At 40.2% G+C, this 19,554-nt stretch carries 17 protein-coding genes; 6 read left to right on the top strand and 11 right to left on the bottom strand.

Translation table 11 applies throughout. The annotated features are described in order from the left end of the window. The 5 genes from ACOVQQ_RS08630 to ACOVQQ_RS08610 form a co-directional block, all read left to right on the top strand. The coding region (locus ACOVQQ_RS08630) for a M1 family metallopeptidase (RefSeq protein ID WP_421817843.1) at nucleotides 1-2,217 on the top strand (2,217 nt) is incomplete at its 5' end. Nucleotides 2,218-2,272: 55 nt separating this feature from the next. After that, nucleotides 2,273-2,638 carry a Sec-independent protein translocase subunit TatA/TatB gene (locus tag ACOVQQ_RS08625; RefSeq protein WP_421817842.1) on the top strand — a complete coding sequence of 122 codons (366 nt, stop codon included), beginning with the start codon at nucleotides 2,273-2,275 and terminating at the stop codon, nucleotides 2,636-2,638. Beyond that, nucleotides 2,638-3,225 carry a phosphatase PAP2 family protein gene (locus ACOVQQ_RS08620; protein WP_421817841.1) on the top strand — a complete coding sequence of 196 codons (588 nt, stop codon included), beginning with the start codon at nucleotides 2,638-2,640 and terminating at the stop codon, nucleotides 3,223-3,225. Before ACOVQQ_RS08625 ends, ACOVQQ_RS08620 begins: the two co-directional genes overlap by 1 nt. 162 nt (nucleotides 3,226-3,387) lie before the next feature. Beyond that, nucleotides 3,388-5,463: a site-specific DNA-methyltransferase gene (locus ACOVQQ_RS08615; protein ID WP_421817840.1), complete on the top strand. Its 2,076-nt coding sequence runs from the start codon at nucleotides 3,388-3,390 to the stop codon at nucleotides 5,461-5,463. A gap of 3 nt (nucleotides 5,464-5,466) precedes the next feature. Next, complete coding sequence (locus tag ACOVQQ_RS08610; RefSeq protein WP_421817839.1) at nucleotides 5,467-8,373, top strand: type III restriction-modification system endonuclease; 2,907 nt, start codon at nucleotides 5,467-5,469, stop codon at nucleotides 8,371-8,373. Nucleotides 8,374-8,410: 37 nt separating this feature from the next. Here the strand turns inward: ACOVQQ_RS08610 and ACOVQQ_RS08605 are convergent, their stop codons facing one another. The 4 genes from ACOVQQ_RS08605 to ACOVQQ_RS08590 all read right to left on the bottom strand — a co-directional run bounded on the left by ACOVQQ_RS08605 (nucleotide 8,411) and on the right by ACOVQQ_RS08590 (nucleotide 11,191). Then, entirely contained in the window at nucleotides 8,411-9,052 is a 642-nt protein-coding gene (locus ACOVQQ_RS08605; RefSeq protein WP_421817838.1) for an O-methyltransferase, read from the bottom strand. A 288-nt stretch (nucleotides 9,053-9,340) separates the two neighbouring features. Then, nucleotides 9,341-9,748, bottom strand: coding sequence for a hypothetical protein (locus ACOVQQ_RS08600; RefSeq protein WP_094487089.1), 408 nt, complete (start codon nucleotides 9,746-9,748; stop codon nucleotides 9,341-9,343). A 12-nt stretch (nucleotides 9,749-9,760) separates the two neighbouring features. Further along, nucleotides 9,761-10,780 carry a phenylalanine--tRNA ligase subunit alpha gene (gene pheS, locus ACOVQQ_RS08595; RefSeq protein ID WP_421817837.1) on the bottom strand — a complete coding sequence of 340 codons (1,020 nt, stop codon included), beginning with the start codon at nucleotides 10,778-10,780 and terminating at the stop codon, nucleotides 9,761-9,763. A 54-nt stretch (nucleotides 10,781-10,834) separates the two neighbouring features. After that, the gene (locus ACOVQQ_RS08590) at nucleotides 10,835-11,191 is read right to left on the bottom strand and encodes a hypothetical protein (RefSeq protein ID WP_421817836.1); all 357 of its coding nucleotides are present in this window, start codon (nucleotides 11,189-11,191) and stop codon (nucleotides 10,835-10,837) included. 93 nt (nucleotides 11,192-11,284) lie between these two features. Here ACOVQQ_RS08590 and ACOVQQ_RS08585 point away from each other — a divergent pair, with 93 nt between their 5' ends. Further along, on the top strand, nucleotides 11,285-11,779 hold the full coding sequence (locus tag ACOVQQ_RS08585; protein ID WP_421817835.1) for a hypothetical protein: 495 nt from the start codon (nucleotides 11,285-11,287) through the stop codon (nucleotides 11,777-11,779). Here the strand turns inward: ACOVQQ_RS08585 and ACOVQQ_RS08580 are convergent. The 7 genes from ACOVQQ_RS08580 to ACOVQQ_RS08550 all read right to left on the bottom strand — a co-directional run bounded on the left by ACOVQQ_RS08580 (nucleotide 11,763) and on the right by ACOVQQ_RS08550 (nucleotide 19,549). Further along, nucleotides 11,763-12,515, bottom strand: a complete 753-nt coding sequence (locus ACOVQQ_RS08580; RefSeq protein WP_421817834.1) for a tetratricopeptide repeat protein — start codon at nucleotides 12,513-12,515, stop codon at nucleotides 11,763-11,765. The genes ACOVQQ_RS08585 and ACOVQQ_RS08580 overlap by 17 nt on opposite strands. A gap of 1 nt (nucleotide 12,516) precedes the next feature. Continuing rightward, a complete protein-coding gene (locus ACOVQQ_RS08575; protein WP_421817833.1) occupies nucleotides 12,517-14,289 on the bottom strand; it encodes a BatD family protein in 1,773 nt (590 codons plus the stop codon). Between the two features lie 12 nt (nucleotides 14,290-14,301). Further along, complete coding sequence (locus tag ACOVQQ_RS08570; protein ID WP_421817832.1) at nucleotides 14,302-15,033, bottom strand: tetratricopeptide repeat protein; 732 nt, start codon at nucleotides 15,031-15,033, stop codon at nucleotides 14,302-14,304. A gap of 2 nt (nucleotides 15,034-15,035) precedes the next feature. Then, nucleotides 15,036-16,067 (bottom strand): VWA domain-containing protein, encoded by a 1,032-nt coding sequence (locus tag ACOVQQ_RS08565; protein WP_421817831.1) that lies wholly within the window; start codon nucleotides 16,065-16,067, stop codon nucleotides 15,036-15,038. A gap of 2 nt (nucleotides 16,068-16,069) precedes the next feature. Beyond that, nucleotides 16,070-17,071 (bottom strand): vWA domain-containing protein, encoded by a 1,002-nt coding sequence (locus ACOVQQ_RS08560; RefSeq protein ID WP_421817830.1) that lies wholly within the window; start codon nucleotides 17,069-17,071, stop codon nucleotides 16,070-16,072. Further along, nucleotides 17,058-18,611, bottom strand: a complete 1,554-nt coding sequence (locus tag ACOVQQ_RS08555; RefSeq protein ID WP_421817829.1) for a BatD family protein — start codon at nucleotides 18,609-18,611, stop codon at nucleotides 17,058-17,060. The genes ACOVQQ_RS08560 and ACOVQQ_RS08555 overlap by 14 nt, the downstream gene beginning before the upstream one ends. 71 nt (nucleotides 18,612-18,682) lie before the next feature. Then, complete coding sequence (locus tag ACOVQQ_RS08550; protein WP_094487079.1) at nucleotides 18,683-19,549, bottom strand: DUF58 domain-containing protein; 867 nt, start codon at nucleotides 19,547-19,549, stop codon at nucleotides 18,683-18,685. Nucleotides 19,550-19,554 lie beyond the last annotated feature (5 nt).

The following is a 19,554-nucleotide window of genomic DNA, read 5'->3' as shown; positions in this document are numbered from 1 at the left end:
GCGCTTTTAGTTAGCGCTTTTTCGATGGCACAAGAAACGCCACGTGTACCTGCGGTCGGACATACCGACACCAGTAAATTCCGCCAAATGTACGACTTGTTAGCTACGCCAAACATGTATCGCACGGCTTCGGGAGCGCCAGGGCCAGCGTATTATCAGCAAAAAGCCGACTATAAAATGTCGATCGAGCTCGACGATAAAAACCAAAAAGTGTATGGCGAAGAAACCGTTACTTACACCAATAACGCGGGCGAGTCTTTGGAGTATTTGTGGATGCAACTCGATCAAAATCAGCAAGCGCGCAATTCGCAAACGCCCTTAGCCGATTCTCAAAAAATGGAAACTTCGATGGCGGCAGCCGGATTTTCTCGTCGTTTTATGGAAGAGAAATTCGACGGTGGTTTTCGAATCGAATACGTAACCGATACTAAAGGAAAAGCATTGTCTTACACGATTAATTACACCATGATGCGCATCGATTTGCCGAAACCTTTGAAAAAAGGCGAGTCGTTTAGCTTTAAGGTAAAGTGGTGGTATAATGTAAACAATTACCAACTCGATGGTGGAAGATCGGGTTACGAAGCTTTTCCCGACGGCAATAAACTATATGTTTTAGCCCAGTTTTATCCACGGATGGCAGTGTATAGCGATGTTGAAGGTTGGCAGAACATGCAGTTCTGGGGTTCGGGCGAGTTTGCTTTGCCTTTCGGCGATTACGAAGTAGCGATTACCGTTCCGGCCGATCACATTATGGAAGCAACCGGCGATTTGCAGAATCGTTCGGAAGTGTTCACTGCCGAGCAACTCAAGCGCTATCAATTGGCTGAGAAAACATTCGACAAACCTGTGGTAGTTGTTACTCAAGAAGAGGCTATAGCTGCTGAAAAAGGCTTTAGCAATCAGAAGAAAACATGGCGATTTAAAGCTACCAACGTACGCGATTTTGGTATTTCAACTTCACGAAAGTTTATTTACGATGCCATGGCGGTGAAGTTACAGAACGGTACAGCAATGGCTATTTCATTGTATCCAAAAGAAGGAAATCCGCTTTGGGGCGAGTTTTCTACGCGAATCGTTGCACATACATTAAAGACCTATTCTAAATACACCTTCGATTATCCGTATCCAAAAGCGATTTCAATCAATGCCCAAGATCAGGGTATGGAATATCCGATGATTTGCTGGAATTTCGGTCGTCCGGAAGCCGATGGTACGTATTCGGATCGCGTAAAGTACGGCATGCTTGGCGTAATTATTCACGAAGTTGGGCACAACTATTTTCCGATGATTGTGAATTCGGATGAGCGTCAGTGGACATGGATGGACGAAGGTTTGAACACCTTTTTGGAGTATTTAACAGAGATTGAGTGGGAAGCTACTTTCCCCGTTGATCGCGGTCCGGCTCGTTTAATTGCTCCGTATATGGGCGGCGCGCAAACCGGTTTAGAACCTATTATGACGAACTCGGAAAGCATCCGTCAATTCGGGAATAATGCTTATGGAAAACCAGCAGCAGCATTGAATATCTTGCGTGAAACCGTCATGGGACGCGAGTTGTTTGATCATGCCTTTAAAACCTACGCCAACCGTTGGAAGTTTAAGCACCCAACACCTGAGGATTTTTTCCGTACGATGGAAGACGCCTCGGCAGTGGATTTAGATTGGTTTTGGCGCGGTTGGTTTTATACCACCGATTATGTTGATATTGGCGTGAAGCAAGTAACTCGTTATTTTGTGAGCAACGATGCGCCTAAGAATTTTAAAGCACCACCGGTAGGTCGCCGTCGTCGATTGGCAAATTCGGGTCCGTTGGTATATATGTTGTCGGAAACTAGCGAAGATTTTAAAGCAGAACTCAACAAGCCGCTCAAAATCGAGGATGTGAAGAACTTAGATGAGTTTTTGAAGTCGAAGTTTAGCGAAGAAGAACGTGCCAAGTTGAAGAGTCCGAAGTATTTTTATGAGATTACTTTCGATAAGCCAGGCGGATTGGTAATGCCGTTGTTGGTAGAACTAACTTTTGAAGACGGCACAACGGAAATGCATCGTTTTCCGGCGCAAATCTGGCGTTTTAACGACGCTGAGGTGAGTCGGGTTTTTGCTACAGAGAAGTTGTTGAAAAGCGTAAAAGTTGATCCAAAGTTGGAAACAGCCGATGTGGATACCAGCAACAACTCTTGGCCAAAATCGACCGACGCAGGTGTTTTTGGGAAATAATTAAAGCGGAGTTTCAAGGAACGTGCGTAAATTTGTAATCTAAAAGAATCTAGCTATGTTTGGAATAGGCGGTGGTGAAATGATTTTTATCGTTCTGGTAGCCATCATGTTATTTGGTTCTAAGAACATTCCTGAAGTAGCGCGGCAACTCGGAAAAGGTATGGCGCAGCTCAAAAACGCTACCAACGAGCTTAAGTACGAGATTACCAAAAACGCCGACGAGCACGGAATTAACAAGCAATCGTTAACCGGTGGATTGAGCGAGGAGTTGGATAAGTTGAAAAAAGGCTTCGATCCGACTGAAATTACGCAGGTTCTCGAGAATCCGGATACGCCCTTAATTAGCGATGTAAATCGAGAAATTGATGCAGCTAAGGCTGGAATTCAAGAACTAAAAGGAACCGTAAAACGGCAGCGCTAATGTTGGAATATCTTTCGGAGCTTGATCACACTGTCTTTTTGTTTTTGAATAATCTCGGTTCAGAACGTTGGGACGGTTTTTGGTTGTTAATCACAAAACAATTGTATTGGACGCCGTTTTTTCTCTTTTTACTTTATCTTTTGGTAAAGAATTACGGTTGGAAACACGTATTGGTTCTGGTACTTATTATTGCGCTAATGCTAGTATTTACCGACCAAACCACCAATTTGGTTAAAAATACATTCATGCGTTTGCGTCCGTGTAACGATCCGACTCTCGAAGGATTCATGCGTGACGTTAAAAGCAGTAAATCTTTTTCATTTTTCAGCGGACACGCCTCCAATTCGATGGCGTCGGCAGTATTTATTTTTGCGCTGTTGCGGAAACATTATCGATATGCTTTCTTGCTTTTTCTTTGGCCGTTACTATTTGCGTACAGCCGCATTTACTTGGGCTTGCATTTTCCAGGCGACATTCTTTGCGGGTATCTCTTCGGAATATTATCGGGTACGTTGACTTTAGCGCTACATCAATTTGTTTGTGCGCGTTACGGCAGTATATTCTTGAAATCAACAGTAGTAAGCTAAAATTTCTTTTATTTCATGAGTCCAACTTACTTAGTGGTATCAGTTTTTACTGTTGAATTAACTGGCATTAATTATTGCAATACGCTCAAAAATTAATGTTGATATTTGCAATACTTATTATTCAAAACACTAAACAAAGCATATCCACACAAACGGTATTCTATGAACAAGCAAATAACTACCTCTAACATAAAAGTACCTAACAAAGATTTGGAAGCATTGAGATTACACTTTCCGCATTGTTTTGACAAAGATGGAAACTTTCAATTAGAGAAATTTAAAAACAATCTAACTGAAAAGGAAATCAATTTTTCTACGGAAAGTTACGGATTAGACTGGCTTGGGAAATCGTATGCACGCCTTTTGGCAAGCGACCCAGCAACCACTTTGCTGAAAGCAGATGAAACTCATAACAGCAAACCCGAAAACGCCAACTCTGAAAACTTGCTCATCAAAGGCGACAACCTGGAAGTGCTGAAACACCTTGCCAATGCCTATTACGAACAGGTGAAAATGATTTACATTGACCCGCCTTACAATACAGGTAAAGACGGTTTTACTTACCAAGACGATAGAAAATTTAGTGTAAAAGAATTGCAAAATTTAATTGGCGTTGATGCTGAGAAAGCTAAACGCATCTTAGATTTTACGCAAGGAAAGAGCAACAGTCATTCTGCTTGGTTGACATTCTTATACCCTCGTCTATACATATCCAAACAACTACTTAAGGATGAAGGAGTAATCTTTGTTTCGATAGATGATAATGAAGTAACTCAACTTCGAATGCTAATGGACGAAGTTTTTGGTGAAGAGAATTATATTGGCACCTTCATAATCAATTCTACTCCAAACGCAAGAGATTATGGTCATATCGGAAAAATGCACGAATACTGCATTTTCTATGCAAATAAACTAAACAAAACAGAGACTAATTTATTAGAAGATAAGAACAAGAGATTTACATTTAAAGATGAAAAAGGCGGTTTTAATGTTCATCCTCTTTACAATAGTAATGTAGCTTTTACGCCTGAAAATCGTGAAAATTTGTATTACCCTTTTTATCTTAATCCTGAAAAGCAATTATCAGAATTAGGTGAAGAGTTCTATGAAATAAGTTTGACTAAAAATGAAAATCATATTGAAATTTATCCGCCAAAATCTGTAAAAGATGGTGTTCAGTTTGTTTGGCGTTGGGGACAACCAAAATCACTCGGTGAACTAAATAAGGAAATTGTAGGCTATTTGACCGAAGACGAAGAATATAGAATAGTTCAAAAAATGAGAACGTCTGAGAAGTTGATTCGTTCAATTTTATCTGACAAAGAATTTTCAAGCAGAAGGGGAACAGCAGAAGTTGAAAAAATATTTGGCAAAAAAGTGTTTTCATTTCCTAAACCAATTGAACTACTTAATAATTTAATCAAAGTTGCAACGGATAAAGATTCTATCGTTTTAGATTTTTTCGCAGGTAGCGGAACAACTGGTGATTCCTTATTCCAGATCAATAGTGAAGATGGTGGAAATAGAAGATTCATTTTGGTTCAAATTCCTGAATTAATTGACCAAAAACAAAATAAGGTTGGATACAATTTTGTAAAAAAGGAATTAGGAATTGACACTCCAACCATTTTTGATATTACAAAAGAACGAATAATTAGAGCAGCTAAAAAGACCAAAGATGTTTTAATCCCAAACAAAATCAATGAAAAAGAAGCTGAATTAAAAGAACTTGAAGGGAAATTAGACTTAGAAGGGAAAGAAGAAAAAATCAATCTACTCAAGACAGAAATTGAATCACTTAAACATCAAGACCTAGGTTTCAAAGTCTTTGAAACTACTCCTATTTGGGAAGATTACAATTTTGAAGCAGAACAGTTTGATACATCGCAAACCCTTTTTGATACAGGAAAACTCACCGAGGAAGATTTAAAGGCATTGTTGGTTACCTGGAAAACAAACGACAACATTTCTCTTTCGCATGACTTAGAAATAGTTGATTTAGGCGGTTACACTGCTTTTTACGGAAATGGGAAATTGTATTTGTTGCACAAAAACTTTACAACCGAAAATTTAAAAGCCATTTTAGAAAAAATTGATACAGAAAAAGCATTCAATCCTACTTCTATTATTGCATTTGGTTATCACTTTGAAAGTAAAAGCTTGCGAGAACTTTCGGAAAACGTGAAGCAATACGCTAACAAAAAGAAAATTGATATTGACTTCATAACAAGGTATTAAGCAATGAAAGGATTTCATTTTGAGAAAAACTTATCGCATCAGGAAAATGCAGTTCAAAGTACATTAGCTGTATTTGAGAATTTGCAGATGCACTATGTTCCGGAGGTGGATAAAAACTACACTAATCCAGTTTACAACAAAATTGAAAAACAAGGCAATGCGATTGATAACAAAATGTTGCCCTTTGGTCAGTATTTTGACAACATTCTCAATCGCCAAAAACGAAATAGTATAGAAGAAAAGCCAAAGCCAAAAAGCAACATTATAGACATTATGATGGAAACGGGTACGGGCAAAACATATACTTACACTAAAACAATTTTTGAACTCAACAAACAATACGGCATTTTCAAATTTATTGTTGTTGTGCCAACGCTTTCCATCAAAGCAGGAACAATAGATTTTTTGAAATCAGACAGTAGTCGTGAACATTTTAAAGAGCAATACGGTAAAACCTTGCATTTGCATATTGTAGAAAGCTTAAAAAACGGGAAAAGCAAGAAATCATATATTCCGCAAGCCGTTACCAGTTTTGTTAATTCGGGCAATTTTGAAAAAAACAGCATTCAGGTTTTGATTATCAACGCTGGTATGATTAACTCTGAAACTATGCAAAAAAGTTTTGATAAAGGTTTGTTTGACAAATATACCGTGCCGTTTGATGCCATTGGTGCGACAAAACCGTTTATGATTATTGACGAACCACACAAATTTGGCACAGGAAATAAAACGTGGGAAAACATCCAAAAAATGAAACCGCAATTTATTTTGCGTTATGGCGCTACGTTTCAAGGTTATGAAAATCTGATTTACACTTTAACAGCTGTTGATTCATTCAATCGAAATTTAGTAAAAGGCGTAATCGGACACATTACAGAATTTGATAGTGGGAAAAATGCAATTGTAAAGTTTATAGATTCTGATGGCACAGAAGCCAGTTTTGAATTGATAGAAAATGATAAACGCAAAACAGTAAAACTAAGAAAGAAAGAGAGTTTACAAACTGTTCATTCTGAAATGAGCGATTTGCTAGTTGAAAATTTGAACAAAAGCACCGTTGTTTTATCCAACGGTTTGGAAATGAAAAAGGGCGATAAAATCAATCCGTATTCATATGCCGAAAAATTGCAGGAAACAATGATTCAAAAAGCCATTCAAAAGCATTTTGAGCTTGAAAAAGAATTTCTAACAAGAGACGTAAAGATCAAACCGTTAACGCTTTTTTTTATTGACAACATTGATGAATATCGAAACAAAGATGGATATATCAAAAAAACGGTAGAGCAATTAGCAAAGGCTGAAATCGAAAAATTACTAAAAGAAGAAAAAAACGCATACTATAAGGCGTTTCTTAAAAAATCATTGACTGATATTTCTGCAACACACGGTGGTTATTTCTCAAAAGACAACAGCGAAAAAGACGAGGTTATAGAAAAGGAAATAAACGAGATTTTGCACGACAAACAAGAAATGTTGAGTTTGGAAAATCCAAGACGATTTATTTTCTCAAAATGGACATTGCGAGAAGGTTGGGACAATCCAAATGTTTTTCAAATTTGCAAATTGCGCAGCAGTGGTAGTGATATTTCAAAATTACAGGAAGTTGGGCGTGGCTTGCGTTTACCAGTAAATGAATACGGAAATCGTGTAAAAGACGAGCAGTTTTATCTAAACTACTTTGTGGACTTTACTGAAAGTGATTTTGTCGATTCTTTGGTAAATGAAATCAACTCAAAGTCGGGTGCAATTTCAATGGAACTAACGCCTGACAAACTGTCTGCTGAAATGATTAAAAAGATTTGCGAACTCTACGAGACCAACGAAGAAGACCTTTTGCAAATTTTAGACGATAATAATGTAATTAAGCGCAACAACGATTTTAAAGAAAATGGTTTCACTTACATTAAACACAATTATCCGAAGATTTTTGAAGGTGTAAATTCTACGAAAATTCGCAAAGCAACAGACAATAAAAAGAAAATCACAGTAAGAACAGATAAATACAGTGAGTTAAAAGACCTTTGGGAAAAACTCAACGAAAAAGTAATTTTAGAATATAAGTTTGATAAAGAAGCCGAATTTAAAAACCTCTTTACCTCGTTTTTAAAGGCACAAAAAGGAAATTTTAAAACAGATGGAGTAAGCGAACGAGTTGCAAAAGTCGAAATCAAAGATGATAGAGCTATTGTAAGCGAAGCAGAATCAATCTATGAACGAAATGTCGCAACTATTTCAACAATGAAATACAGCGACTTTCTGAAAGAACTTTCAAAAATTCTAAATATCAATCTCTCCACCATTCATCAATCAATTATTGATGCAGGGACAGAGATAAACAAACATTTGAATCCAACAACATTGCGAATTATCAAAGATAAATTTGACCATTTCCTAATGGCAAATGCAATTGACAAATTCAGTATTGAATACAAAAAGGTTTCAAACAACATTCACCCAACCAAACTGACAGACGAAAAAGGAAATGTTTTATCAGAAATTTCCGCTTCTGATATTGGTATTTTCTTTTCAGATGAAGACGTGGCACAGTCATATTTCTTTGACGAATTGTATTATGATTCTGAATTAGAAATGAAGAATATTAAGACAGAAATCAATGAAGTTATTGTATTTACGAAAATCCCGAAAAACTCAATCAAAATTCCAGTTGCAGGTGGTAAAACATATTCGCCTGACTTTGCTTATGTTTTAAAATTCAAAGATGGCAAACAGAAATTAAACTTTATCGTAGAAACAAAAGACGTTGGAAGTGATGACGGTCTTCGTGAAGAAGAAAAAGCGAAGATTAGACACGCAGAAAAATTCTTTGGCGGTCTAGTCAAAATTGAATTTAGAAAACAGTTCAGAAACAATAAAATTATTGACTTGCTTAAAGAGATCGCTGCTATGTAGTAGGCTATTTTGTGAAAGTGGTTTTTTTTCACACACCTTAAAGCACGCGCGTGAGTGTGAGTCCGTCGCGGATGGGCAACAAAACCGTTTCCACACGCGGATCAGTATTAACCTTTTTGTTGTATTCGAGCAGTACTTCTGTGCTTACATCGCCTGCAACGAGAGGTTCTACAACTTTTCCGCTCCACAGTACGTTGTCCGACAAAATAATGCCGCCGCGGTTCATCATCGGTACAATCAAATCAAAATAGTGAATGTAATTTTCTTTGTCGGCGTCGATAAACACCAAATCGAAACCCGGCTGTAAGGTAGGAATGATGTGAATGGCTTCGCCGAGGTGTTGCGTGATTTGTTGGCCGTACGGCGAAAGATCGAAAAACCTGCGCTGAAACGGTTGCAATTCCTCTTTGATATCTATAGTATGTACCTCGCCGTTGTTTTGCAAACCTTCGCAAAGCGCTAAAGTGGCGTAACCGGTGTAGGTGCCAATTTCGAGGATGCGCGTAGGTCGTACTAGTTTAGAAATCATCGATAAAACCCGACCTTGAAAATGCCCGCTAAGCATACGCGGAATGAGCACTTTTTGGTAGGTTTCTTTAGCCAGTTGTTTGAGCAACGGAGGTTCGGCTTGCGAATGTGCGACGATGTACTCTTCTAAATCTTCCGAGAGAAAATGCATGGAGAATTTTTTTGCAAAGGTATTTAGTTGTGTGCGATTTTGTATTTAAGTTTCGCGCCTTTTCACGACGAATTATGTTTGAACTCGGATCGGTTGTTACGTTTTTCCGCGTTGGGGATTACCTGCGGTTAGTTCGGCTAAAGCCTCGGGTGGAGCGGAAAGCTATTTTGTGGTGGCGTTTAAGCCACAAAAAACTTGCAGCGAAAAGCCCGACCGTGATTGTTTTGCGCGCGTAGCATTGCGGAGTGTGGAAAAGAGAAGCGGGAATGCCCAAAATATTAGCTGTACTTAGTTTACGATTACGCCAGGTTTGAATAAAATCGGAACTTCTTCGGTGTGATTTACGTGTACGCTGTTGGCTTTAAAAGTGAATTTTTTGTCGTACAGCGTGTTTCCGATAAAGTACGTAAGCATAAACTCGTTGTTGAGTTGGATGAGGCTGTTTTCTAAAAGTTCGACTTTTATGGCGCTAACGGCAGGAACTTGCATAAAAGCGTGGCGCAGCAGCGAAGTTTTTTTCATTTCGCCATCGATTGTTCCGAAGGCTTTTGAAACGACCATAACGCTATCGATGTCGAAATCACTGTCGTTAATCAAATAAATGTACCAAACATCGGCCATAAAATCGTCGCTCCATTCCTGCACAGCAGCGAAGAATACGTTTTTTACTTCCGGAATTTGATAATCTTTTAGCATCGTTCTTACGAATTAAATGGCGCTGCTGAATTGGTTTAAGAAACGCACGTCGTTTTCGTAAAACATGCGAATGTCGCCAATTTGATACAGCAACATCGCAATGCGCTCAATGCCCATTCCGAAGGCAAAACCAGTAAATTCGTCTGGATTGATGTTGCAGTTTTTCAAAACGTTGGGATCAACCATACCGCAGCCCATAATTTCGAGCCAACCAGTTCCTTTGGTAATTCGGTAATCGGTTTCGGTTTTTAGTCCCCAATAGATATCAACTTCGGCACTAGGTTCGGTGAACGGGAAGTAAGAAGGTCGCAAACGAATTTTCGACTTACCGAACATTTCTTTGGTGAAGTAGAGTAGGGTTTGCTTCAAATCGGCAAAGGAAACATCTTTATCGATGTACAAACCTTCGACTTGGTGGAAGATACAGTGCGATCGCGATGAAATGGCTTCGTTACGGAACACGCGTCCGGGTGAAATGGTGCGGATCGGCGGCTTGTTTGCTTCCATGTAGCGTACTTGCACACTAGAGGTGTGGGTGCGCAGCAAGATATCCGGATTGGTTTGTATGAAGAAGGTGTCTTGCATATCGCGTGCCGGATGGTATTCGGGCAAGTTCAAAGCCGTGAAATTGTGCCAATCGTCTTCGATTTCGGGTCCGTCGGAAACATTAAATCCAATGGATGCGAATACGTCTAAAATCTGATTTTTCACGATCGAGATCGGATGTCTTGCACCTAAAGTAAAAGCTTCGCCAGGACGCGTAAGGTCGTTTAGCGTTGGCGCCGAAAGTGTAGCTGCTTCAAGCGTTGCCGTGATTTGTGCCACTTTTTCTTCAGCAGCATTTTTCAACTGATTAATCAATTGGCCGAATGCCTTTTTTTCTTCGTTCGGAACGGCTTTAAAGGCGGCAAACAAATCTTTCAAAATACCTTTTGACCCAATAAACTTGATTCGAAATTGTTCGAGTTCGTTTTTGTCGGTAGTTTGAAACGCTTCTACTTCTTTGATGTAGGCATGTATCTGATCGATCATAGCAAATTTTGAAAGTGCAAATTTAGGGTTTAATTCCTTTTTGCTTGAAAAACATTATTGAATATACTTCGTTTCGAGGAAATAATTTACCACGGCATCGGTCATTAACAAGCGTTGTTCGCCGGCTTTTAGTGGTGGAAGTGGTTCGAGAATGCGGTAATGCGGCCAACCTTCGGCATCTACATAGTCGAGTTCGTAATAGCCGTAGGGCTGTAACAAGCGGCAAATGGCAATGTGCATTAAATTGAGTTTCTCGTCTTTTTCGAATTTACGATGCAGTTGCCCGAGTTCTTGAACGCCAATGAGGTAAATTATGGCGTCGAGATCGAGCTCTTCTCCGTCGGCAAATTGGTCCGAGAGTTTTTCCACCACTGCTTCCCATCGTTCTTTTAATTGTTGATCTCTCGACATTTTTCTGCTGCTTTGATTCGTATTATTTCGACAAAATTAATTAGAAAGTTAGCTTTACTTTCATTTAAATTCGAATGAAATTTAATTTGCCCCATGTATCTCGAACTTGCTGTATATTGTTTGTTCATCGTTGTGATGCTGCGTGGCTTATACTTAGCGGGTTATACCTCATGTATGTTGCTTGCTTGGCGTTTTTTTGTGGTGTATGCGGCTTTGCAAATTCAGCCTTCGTTGGCGCAGTTAATCGGACTTTTATTCGAATTGCCGCGTCAAATTTGTCAGAATTGCGCATTTATCGGTGCTTACATTCTTTTGGAGGCGTATCAACGTTCGCAGATAATCGATTTAGCATCCACTTACCGGTTTCAAAATTTAGGTATCATAAACAATTTCATTGGCGTTGCCGCGTACACGATGCAGTTTATGTTGATTTTTGGAATTTTGATGTGCTATTTCGAACGCGCATTCGATATGCAGTACTATCCTGAATTTATTTGGTTTTATGAAAATCCGATCATCCAGCAATCTATGCGTTTGGCGTGTTTTGTATTTCCCCGATTTGACTTTGAAGCTAACGCTGCCTTCTGATTTCTTTAACTTCCGAAGCTAGTACCCAACCTTCATTGCCGTTTTGCAATTGAATGTGAAACCAACGATCGAGTGTTTCGAGTATCCGCACTTTGGTTCCGGCGTGTATCGAAAACGCGTCGGCCGACTGCGCTTTAGGTTCCGATTTTACCGGTAAATTCTCTGCAAAAACCACAGCTTCTCTTTTGCTGTTACTGCTTGTAAAGCTTAGCTGTGCGAATCCGCCCGCGACAATTCCGAGAAGAAATGCAAAACTCGCAAAGATAAAGCTGAGTTTTCGTACTAAGCGTCGTGAACCAAAGTAATAAAAGCCAATGCCAACGCAGGCCAAAAGCATAAATACTACGGCAATTTTTGCCCAACTGTTGTGGTTCCATCCTTTAAAAGTATCGGCAAGCAAAACAGCAAAACCCGCTTCGCCGACTTCTTTGATATCGTCGATACGCAGCTGTTCGGCAAATGTTAGGTTGTTTTTTATGTCTTCATCACCGGGTTTCAACAAAAGTGCCATTTCGTAGTTGTACACAGCCGGTGCTACTTTGCCTAATTTGTAATAGGTATTTCCTAAGTTGAAGTAAACCTCGGCAGAGAATTTTCCGCTCGCCAGAATTTCTTCATATGCTTTTGCCGCTTCGACATACTTTTCAGAACGGTAAAAGGTATTGGCTTTGTCAAAAAGCGGCTGCGCACTTAAAAACTGGCAGCAAATCAGGCTTAAATAAAGAAACTTTTTCATCTTACTTAATTTGCTTTTCGAGTTGGTTTAATAGGTCGACCGCCGTTTCGTAATCGGCATTTATAACCGATTCAGAGGTTGGCGCATAACGTGCAAATTCGCAACTTTCGATAAGTCGAATTAGTGCTGAAGTCGTTTCAATACTTGCATTTTTGTTTTGCAAAAGTTCGGCAATTTTCACCTTACTCATTTCCGAAGTTTCAATTTGCAATTTGGCTTTCAGGAAGTTATGAAGCGCGCGTTCTAACGAGATATAGAATCGTTCTTTGTCGTTCATCGCGGTTTTAGCTTCCGATAAAAAGCGCTTGGCAAGTTTGTTTGAATTTTTTGTTTTGTTTCCAACTACATCGGCAGCTACCGCTTTGTTGCGTCTGCGGATGAGCAGTAATAGCGGCAATGCTAAAAGTGGTGAAATCATTAGCGAGTAGAATCCGGTGGAGCCGAAGAAGTCGCCTTCAGTTTTGTTCACCAATTTAGTTTTCAGCTTAATGAATTTAAACTGCGCCGTTTTGGTAAGTGCTTGTTTTTGAACCTCGTTTCCGTTGGAAGCTGTTGCAGAAGCATTTGCGGGTCCGTCGAGAACTTTAATGGTAAAAGGTGCACTGCTTATTGTTTTGTATTTGCCAACACTCGGATCGAAGTAGCTAAACGTCAGTGGTTTGATAGGATAATCGCCTTTAAATTGTGGAATTATCGTGTAGGTATCTGAGATGCTTCCCGTCATTCCCGACAAGGGTGTACTAACATTTTCGCTGTGAACAGGATCGTACATTTCGAGCGAACTCGGTACTGTAGGTTTTGGAAGTGTGAACAGTTTTAGGTTCCCCGTTCCGCTAACGCTTACCGTTAAGTCGAGACTTTCGCCGTTGTTCAGTGTAGTTTTCGACGGTTTGGCGTTAAACGAAAAACGGCCCACGGCTCCATTGAAATTTTCTGGTTTTCCAGCTTCGGGCAGCGGTTTTACATTTATGGTACGCGCACCTGCCGAAACCCGTTTCGAATCGTCGATTAGGAGAACTTGTCCGAAGAAATTTCGTCGGTTTGAAGGTAGTTGTACATCGATATCTAACGACAAAGGTTCAATCATTAATTTGCCCGATTTCTGCGGATACAGTACAGTTTTGCGAAGCACAACATAACGCATTTTCTCGCCGTTGTAGTTTCCGTCTTCAGCACGCAGCTCTTTGATGTCGATGTTTTGCGACCAAAAATCGTTGTATTTCGGTTTGTCGAGCTCGCGCCATGATTTCACACCGATGTCGTAACTGATATACAGCTTGTACACTACCGTAATGGGCTCGTTTATGTACGGATTGTTTTTAGAAACTTCGGCAACCAAATGTATGGCATCGTTCACGCTTACTTGAGTTGCGTAGTTTGGATCTTTCGGGAGTTCGACAGCGGCAGTAACAGTAATCCGTACGGGTGAAGTTTTATAAATCTGTCCGCGTATTTCTATGGATGCTTGTTTAATCGTTAGCGTTCCTCTTGATTTTGGAATGAGAAAATAAGAATAGGTTTTGCTAAACGATGAGCGTCCGTTGATCCACGACTGACTTACCTGTTGGCTCGGTCCGGCAACAACTTTAAATCCGCAGGCGTCGAAGTTTGGCGGTTCGAAATTATCGCCATCGTCGTTCATGGTAAAATCAATTCTGAGCCTTTCGTTAATGCCCAAAGTGGTTTTACTCACTTTTGCTTCAAACTGTACTTGTGCAGTAGCGGTTTGCAGCAGCAAGAAGAAAATTGCAGAAATGTATGTTACGAGTTTCATATTCATGCGGTTCTACCAGTCTTTTTCCGATTGAACGGGTTTTCCTTTTACCTTGTTTTTGTTTACTTTATCTTGAATTTTCTTTTCTTCGTTATTTACCGCATCGAGTAAATTCTGCATGCGATCTTTGGATATTCCAGCTTTTCCAGGATTTTGTTTTCCAGGATTTTTGTTATCGTTCTTTTTTGGATCATTACCTGGCTGATCTTGCTTTTGATCTTTGTTTTTGTTGTCATTCTTGTTCTGATCCTGTTTGTTTTTCTCTTTGTTCTTCTCTTTTTTATCCTTGTTTTTGTCTTTATCGTTGTTCTTCGGCGGGTTCTTTTTCAAGAGTTCTTTTGCCAAAGCGTAATTATAGCGCGTTTTTTCGTCGGTTGGGTCATTAATTAACGCATTTTTATAAGCTTCGACTGCTTTTGCGTAATCTTTCATATTCATAAACACATTTCCCAAGTTGTGAAGCGCCTTGTGTTTCTCGGGTCTCGTTTTGGCATTCTCAACCGAACGAAAGTATGCAAAGCCAGCTTCGGCAGGCTGTTTCATTCGATAAATAGCGTTTCCTAAATTATAGCTTCCCCGAACGCCTTCTCCTTTCGACGTAGCTATTCGATACGCCGTTTCAGCTTCGTTGTAGTTTTTATTTTCAAATTCGTCGTTGCCACGCGCAATTTGGCTTTTAGCCGATTGGGAAAATCCACAATAGCCAAAAAGTACAAACGCTATGAGGTACAATTGTTTTTTCATGACTATTCGTTAAACAGATTTAACTTCTTTAACCAAGCTGTAGTTCGCTCTAACATTAAAAAGTCGATGAACAAAAGCAGCAATGCCAAACCGATGAACCACTGGAATTGCGAGTTAAAATCGGTGTATTCTTTCGATTCCAAATCGCTTTTTTCAATGTTATCGAGAGCCGCTTTCACCGCTTCAAGGGTTGCTTTAGTTTCGTTTCCGTTAACATAAGCACCGTTTGTTGCGTCGGCAATTTCTTTTAAAGACGCCTCATTTCTTTTGGTCGTTACTACTTCTCCAGCATTATCGCGTTGGAAGCTTTTGGTGATACCGTTTTCTTTAAGAGGAATGGGGCCGCCTTGCTCGGTTCCAACGCCAATGGTTAGGATTTTGAGGCCAATTTTATTCGCTTCTTCGGCGGCATCGGAAGCTCCTTCAGAATGATCTTCGCCGTCTGAAATCAGAATCAATAGCTTATTTACTTTCGAATCTCCTTCAAAATAGCCGGCAGAAATCCGAATCGCATCATCGAGCGAAGTTCCTTGTGATGAAACCATTGTCGGATTTGCACTTTGCAAAAACATACGTGCTACACCAAAATCGGAAGTGATGGGCAAAACCGGAAATGCACTTCCGGCGTAAGCAACCAAACCCACGCGATCGCCGCCGAGTTGATTCATGATTTGCGAAATGATTTGCTTCGATTTTTCCAATCGATTTGGCGCTACATCTTCGCACAGCATACTTTTTGAAACGTCGAGTGCAAAAACAATATCTATTCCTTGGCGTTTCGCGGTTTCGGTTTTTGTCCCCACTTTCGGATTCACCAAAGCAATTATTACAGCACTTAATCCCAGTAAAAAAAGTCCTGCTTTCAACCACGTTTTTGAAGTAGATCGTTCTTGAATTAGTTTTTGAAGAGCACTTTCTTGTGCAAATTTCTTCCGCGCCAGCTTCACGCGAAGGCGTCCGAACAAGAACAACGCCACAAAAAAACCAACGATGACGAGCAAGTAGAAATAGCTTGTATTTTCAAATTCGAACATAACTAAACAATGTTTCTAAAATACGTTTGACGAACCAAAAATTCAAAACACAACAATCCGAAAGCCAACCAAACAAAAGGTCGGTACTTTTCGTCGTAATCGTAAAATTTCAATTCCTCGATTTCGGTCGTTTCTAGTTTGTTGATTTCTTTATAAATCTGACTTAACCGTTGGTTTGAAGTTGCTCTAAAGTACTTTCCTCCGGTTTTTGCAGCGATATTTTTCATGAGTTGCTCGTCGATTTCCACTTTCATCATGCGGAATAAAAACGAACCATCGGGTGCAATGGCGTACGGAAATTCGGCCATGCCATTGGTTCCGATACCTATAGTGTACACTTTAATTCCAAATTCTTTAGCAATTTCGGCAGCCGTTTCCGGTTCTATAAATCCGGCATTATTTACACCATCGGTCAGCAAAATAATGATTCGACTCTTTGCTTTACTGTCTTTTAATCGGTTAATGGCAGTTGTGAGTCCCATGCCAATTCCAGTTCCGTCTTGCAAAATGCGGTCGTACTTTACACCGTCGAGTGCTTGTAAAATAACCGATTTATCGCTTGTTACCGGTGTTTTTGTATACGCTTCTGCGGAATAAACAACGATTCCTATACGGTCGTTAGGTCGTTCCGACACAAATTGAGCGGCAACGCGTTTGAGTGCGTTCATTCGGTTGGGTTTCAAATCTTTCGCCAACATCGAACCCGAAACGTCCATAGCCATAACAATGTCGATTCCTTTGGTGGTTTTGGTCTGGCTGGAAACATCTACAGATCGTGGTCGAGCCAGTGCCACAATTAAGCTCGCAAACGCTAATAATCGTCCGTAATATAAGATTTGATCAAGAATTACAGGAAATCGCTGCGCTTTGGCAAAAGCTTTAGTGCTGCTTAGCTGCATTTTTGGCGTTCGCTTGTTTCGGAAAAAATACTGAAACACGGCAAGCCCAGGTAGCAAAAGTAGCAACCATAAAAACTCAGGATTTAAAAAACTAGTTCCCTGCATTGTTGTTGAGTTGTCTGAGTTCGATACTATTAATTACGCGTTCTGCGATTTTCTTTCCGTAGCTATCGCCTTCCGGATGTGCCAACAATATTTTCTGAATTCCTCCTTCTTGATTAAAGATGAATAGCTCGTAATAATACTTTGTGCTCTTGTTGGTCAGGGTGTTGATTTGAGAGAACGTTCCCATGCCGCGCAAGCCCGATATACCATTAGGTGTAGTAAATTCGCCCTGATCTCCAATGATGTTTCGTGCATTATTTCGTTCTAAGCGGTGCAAGGTTTCTTCGAGTACTTTATCCAACGGAATTTGCGTCGTATCTTTTGAAGTAAGTGTTGAAATACTAATCGAAAAAGCGTCGGAGAAGTCGCCTGAAGAAAAGCTCTGCATATTCGCAATTTGTGCCGGCTGCGTTGCGTTCAAAAGTGTTTTTTTCTCGCGTTTAAGCACCGTAGGCGTTTCAATGGTAATACCTGGATATCCGTATTCACTTTTGATCCATTCGCCTTCAAGCAAGATTTTCCCTCTGTTAAAAAGCAGCGTATCTTTAACTTCGGTATAACCCGAAATTGCAATCCAAGTGCCTAAACAAAGTAGAATAGCGGAAATGGAAGCGGCTACAAGCATTCGAACCTGACGTTTTCTGCGCTTTTTAGCTGCGCGTGATTCCTGTAGTTCTTCCACTGGCGATTCCTCTTCCAAAATCTCTTCCGGAATCGCTTGGTGTAAGGTCACAATCGTTTTTTCAATGCGCTGCTTGTCGGCTTCGATTTCAAATTCTAAAGGTTTCGATTTCGCAAATTTTACCAAATCCGCTTGCATCAAAACTTGTTTTAAGTCTTCTAATGTATCAGCCGATAATTTGTATTTTTTCTGTTTGGCTACGTTCTTCAAAGCTACAATCAGCTCTGCGGTAGTGCTTTCCAAAGCCGGAATTTTTATTTCTTCTTCAATATAGGTTCGAGCAATATCGGTAAGTTCCGAATAATACGCCTTTACCTCGCCCTTCTGCCAAAGCTGTTTGCTTTCGAGCGATTTTAAAAGATTTGTGGCTTTATCGATCGGTGTTTTATAAACAACGACTTTCTCTAAGCTTGCAGCCGATTTCTTTTGTTTCGCGTACCAAATCGCTATCGCTAACAAAATAACGACAACAAGTAACAGCCAGAGTAACGACCAATCGGTACTTCCTTCTGGACCAACGACGGTTTTAATGTCGAACATTTTTTGCTTTAGCGTGTCCACTTTCACGGCAGCCACTTCAATCGGAATGGCATCGGTAAAGTACACTCCGCCGTTAATTTTTACAGGGAGTTTAGGAATTACGTATTTACCTTGGTCGAATTGTGTAAGTCCGTAGCGCTTAATCAGTTCGAATTTTGCGCCTTGTTCTATAGTATCTACTTTATAATTTCGAATGACCTCAAGATTTCCGAATCGAGGAGCTACAGGAAATTTCACGATATCAGCCGTATCAACGGTAGTTCGCACGGTTACACGGAACTCAGCACCAATTTTTTTTGCTGTAGAATCTACAGACATTTGCACCGTTGTTTGCTGTCCGAAAACCGGTATCGAGGCAAGAATCAGAAAAAGTATTCGTAGGCTGCGCATCAGTTTTTGGATTTAAAAAAGGCGAGTAATTTGGTTACATAACTTTCGTCGACACGTGTATTTACAACACCTGCGCCGCATTTGCTGAACGTTTCTTTAAAGAAAGTTGCTTGTTGAACAAACGTTTGCTTGTAGGCGTCGCGAACCGATTTTCGGTTGCTATCCACATAAACGTATTGTTGTGCTTCGGCATCAAAAACTGGAATCAAACCTACGGCAGGAAGCGTTTGCTCGCGCTCGTCGTACACACGAATACCCGTAATGTCGTGCTTGCGTGCTGCTATCTTGAGTGTCGAATCATACGGATCCGACATAAAATCAGAAATCACGAAAACAATAGCGCGTTTTTTCTGAGTCGCCGATAAAAAACGAAGTGCTTCGGCCAAATTAGTAGCGGTTTGCTTGGGCTGAAATTCGATCAGTTCACGGATAATACGCAATACGTGCGACTTTCCTTTCTTCGGTGGAATGTACAACTCGACTTGCGAAGTGAACAAAATCAAACCAATTTTATCGTTGTTGTTTGTGGCAGCAAAGGCTAAAGTAGCGGCTATTTCGGTGATGATTTCGTTTTTAAACTGCGCTGTGGAACCGAAATTCGATGAGGCACTGATGTCAACAAGTAACATCATTGTGAGTTCGCGTTCTTCTTCAAAAACCTTCACAAAAGGTTCGTTGTAGCGCGCCGTTACGTTCCAATCGATGTTTCGGATGTCGTCGCCAAAGTTGTATTGACGAACTTCACTAAACGTCATGCCACGTCCCTTAAACGATGTGTGATATTCTCCCGAGAAGATATGATCACTCAGGCGCTTGGTTTTGATTTCAATCTTGCGGACTTTCTTTAATAGTTCTTTTGTGTCCATGTGGT

The sequence above is a fragment of the Flavobacterium sp. genome (assembly GCF_049240005.1).
GTDB lineage: Bacteria > Bacteroidota > Bacteroidia > Flavobacteriales > Flavobacteriaceae > Flavobacterium.
Note: the sequence above shows the minus strand (reverse complement) of the source record. Positions and strands in the feature narration are given on the sequence as shown.

Excerpts from the sequence above, each read along its gene's own strand:
- ACOVQQ_RS08585 (WP_421817835.1), top strand. The coding sequence starts at position 11,285 with ATGTATCTCGAACTTGCTGTATATTGTTTGTTCATCGTTGTGATGCTG.
- ACOVQQ_RS08575 (WP_421817833.1), bottom strand. The coding sequence starts at position 14,289 with ATGAAACTCGTAACATACATTTCTGCAATTTTCTTCTTGCTGCTGCAA.
- ACOVQQ_RS08590 (WP_421817836.1), bottom strand. The coding sequence starts at position 11,191 with ATGTCGAGAGATCAACAATTAAAAGAACGATGGGAAGCAGTGGTGGAA.
- ACOVQQ_RS08625 (WP_421817842.1), top strand. The coding sequence starts at position 2,273 with ATGTTTGGAATAGGCGGTGGTGAAATGATTTTTATCGTTCTGGTAGCC.
- ACOVQQ_RS08605 (WP_421817838.1), bottom strand. The coding sequence starts at position 9,052 with ATGCATTTTCTCTCGGAAGATTTAGAAGAGTACATCGTCGCACATTCG.
- ACOVQQ_RS08615 (WP_421817840.1), top strand. The coding sequence starts at position 3,388 with ATGAACAAGCAAATAACTACCTCTAACATAAAAGTACCTAACAAAGAT.
- pheS (WP_421817837.1), bottom strand. The coding sequence starts at position 10,780 with ATGATCGATCAGATACATGCCTACATCAAAGAAGTAGAAGCGTTTCAA.
- ACOVQQ_RS08620 (WP_421817841.1), top strand. The coding sequence starts at position 2,638 with ATGTTGGAATATCTTTCGGAGCTTGATCACACTGTCTTTTTGTTTTTG.
- ACOVQQ_RS08570 (WP_421817832.1), bottom strand. The coding sequence starts at position 15,033 with ATGAAAAAACAATTGTACCTCATAGCGTTTGTACTTTTTGGCTATTGT.
- ACOVQQ_RS08560 (WP_421817830.1), bottom strand. The coding sequence starts at position 17,071 with ATGCAGGGAACTAGTTTTTTAAATCCTGAGTTTTTATGGTTGCTACTT.
- ACOVQQ_RS08580 (WP_421817834.1), bottom strand. The coding sequence starts at position 12,515 with ATGAAAAAGTTTCTTTATTTAAGCCTGATTTGCTGCCAGTTTTTAAGT.
- ACOVQQ_RS08610 (WP_421817839.1), top strand. The coding sequence starts at position 5,467 with ATGAAAGGATTTCATTTTGAGAAAAACTTATCGCATCAGGAAAATGCA.
- ACOVQQ_RS08550 (WP_094487079.1), bottom strand. The coding sequence starts at position 19,549 with ATGGACACAAAAGAACTATTAAAGAAAGTCCGCAAGATTGAAATCAAA.
- ACOVQQ_RS08555 (WP_421817829.1), bottom strand. The coding sequence starts at position 18,611 with ATGTCTGTAGATTCTACAGCAAAAAAAATTGGTGCTGAGTTCCGTGTA.
- ACOVQQ_RS08600 (WP_094487089.1), bottom strand. The coding sequence starts at position 9,748 with ATGCTAAAAGATTATCAAATTCCGGAAGTAAAAAACGTATTCTTCGCT.
- ACOVQQ_RS08565 (WP_421817831.1), bottom strand. The coding sequence starts at position 16,067 with ATGTTCGAATTTGAAAATACAAGCTATTTCTACTTGCTCGTCATCGTT.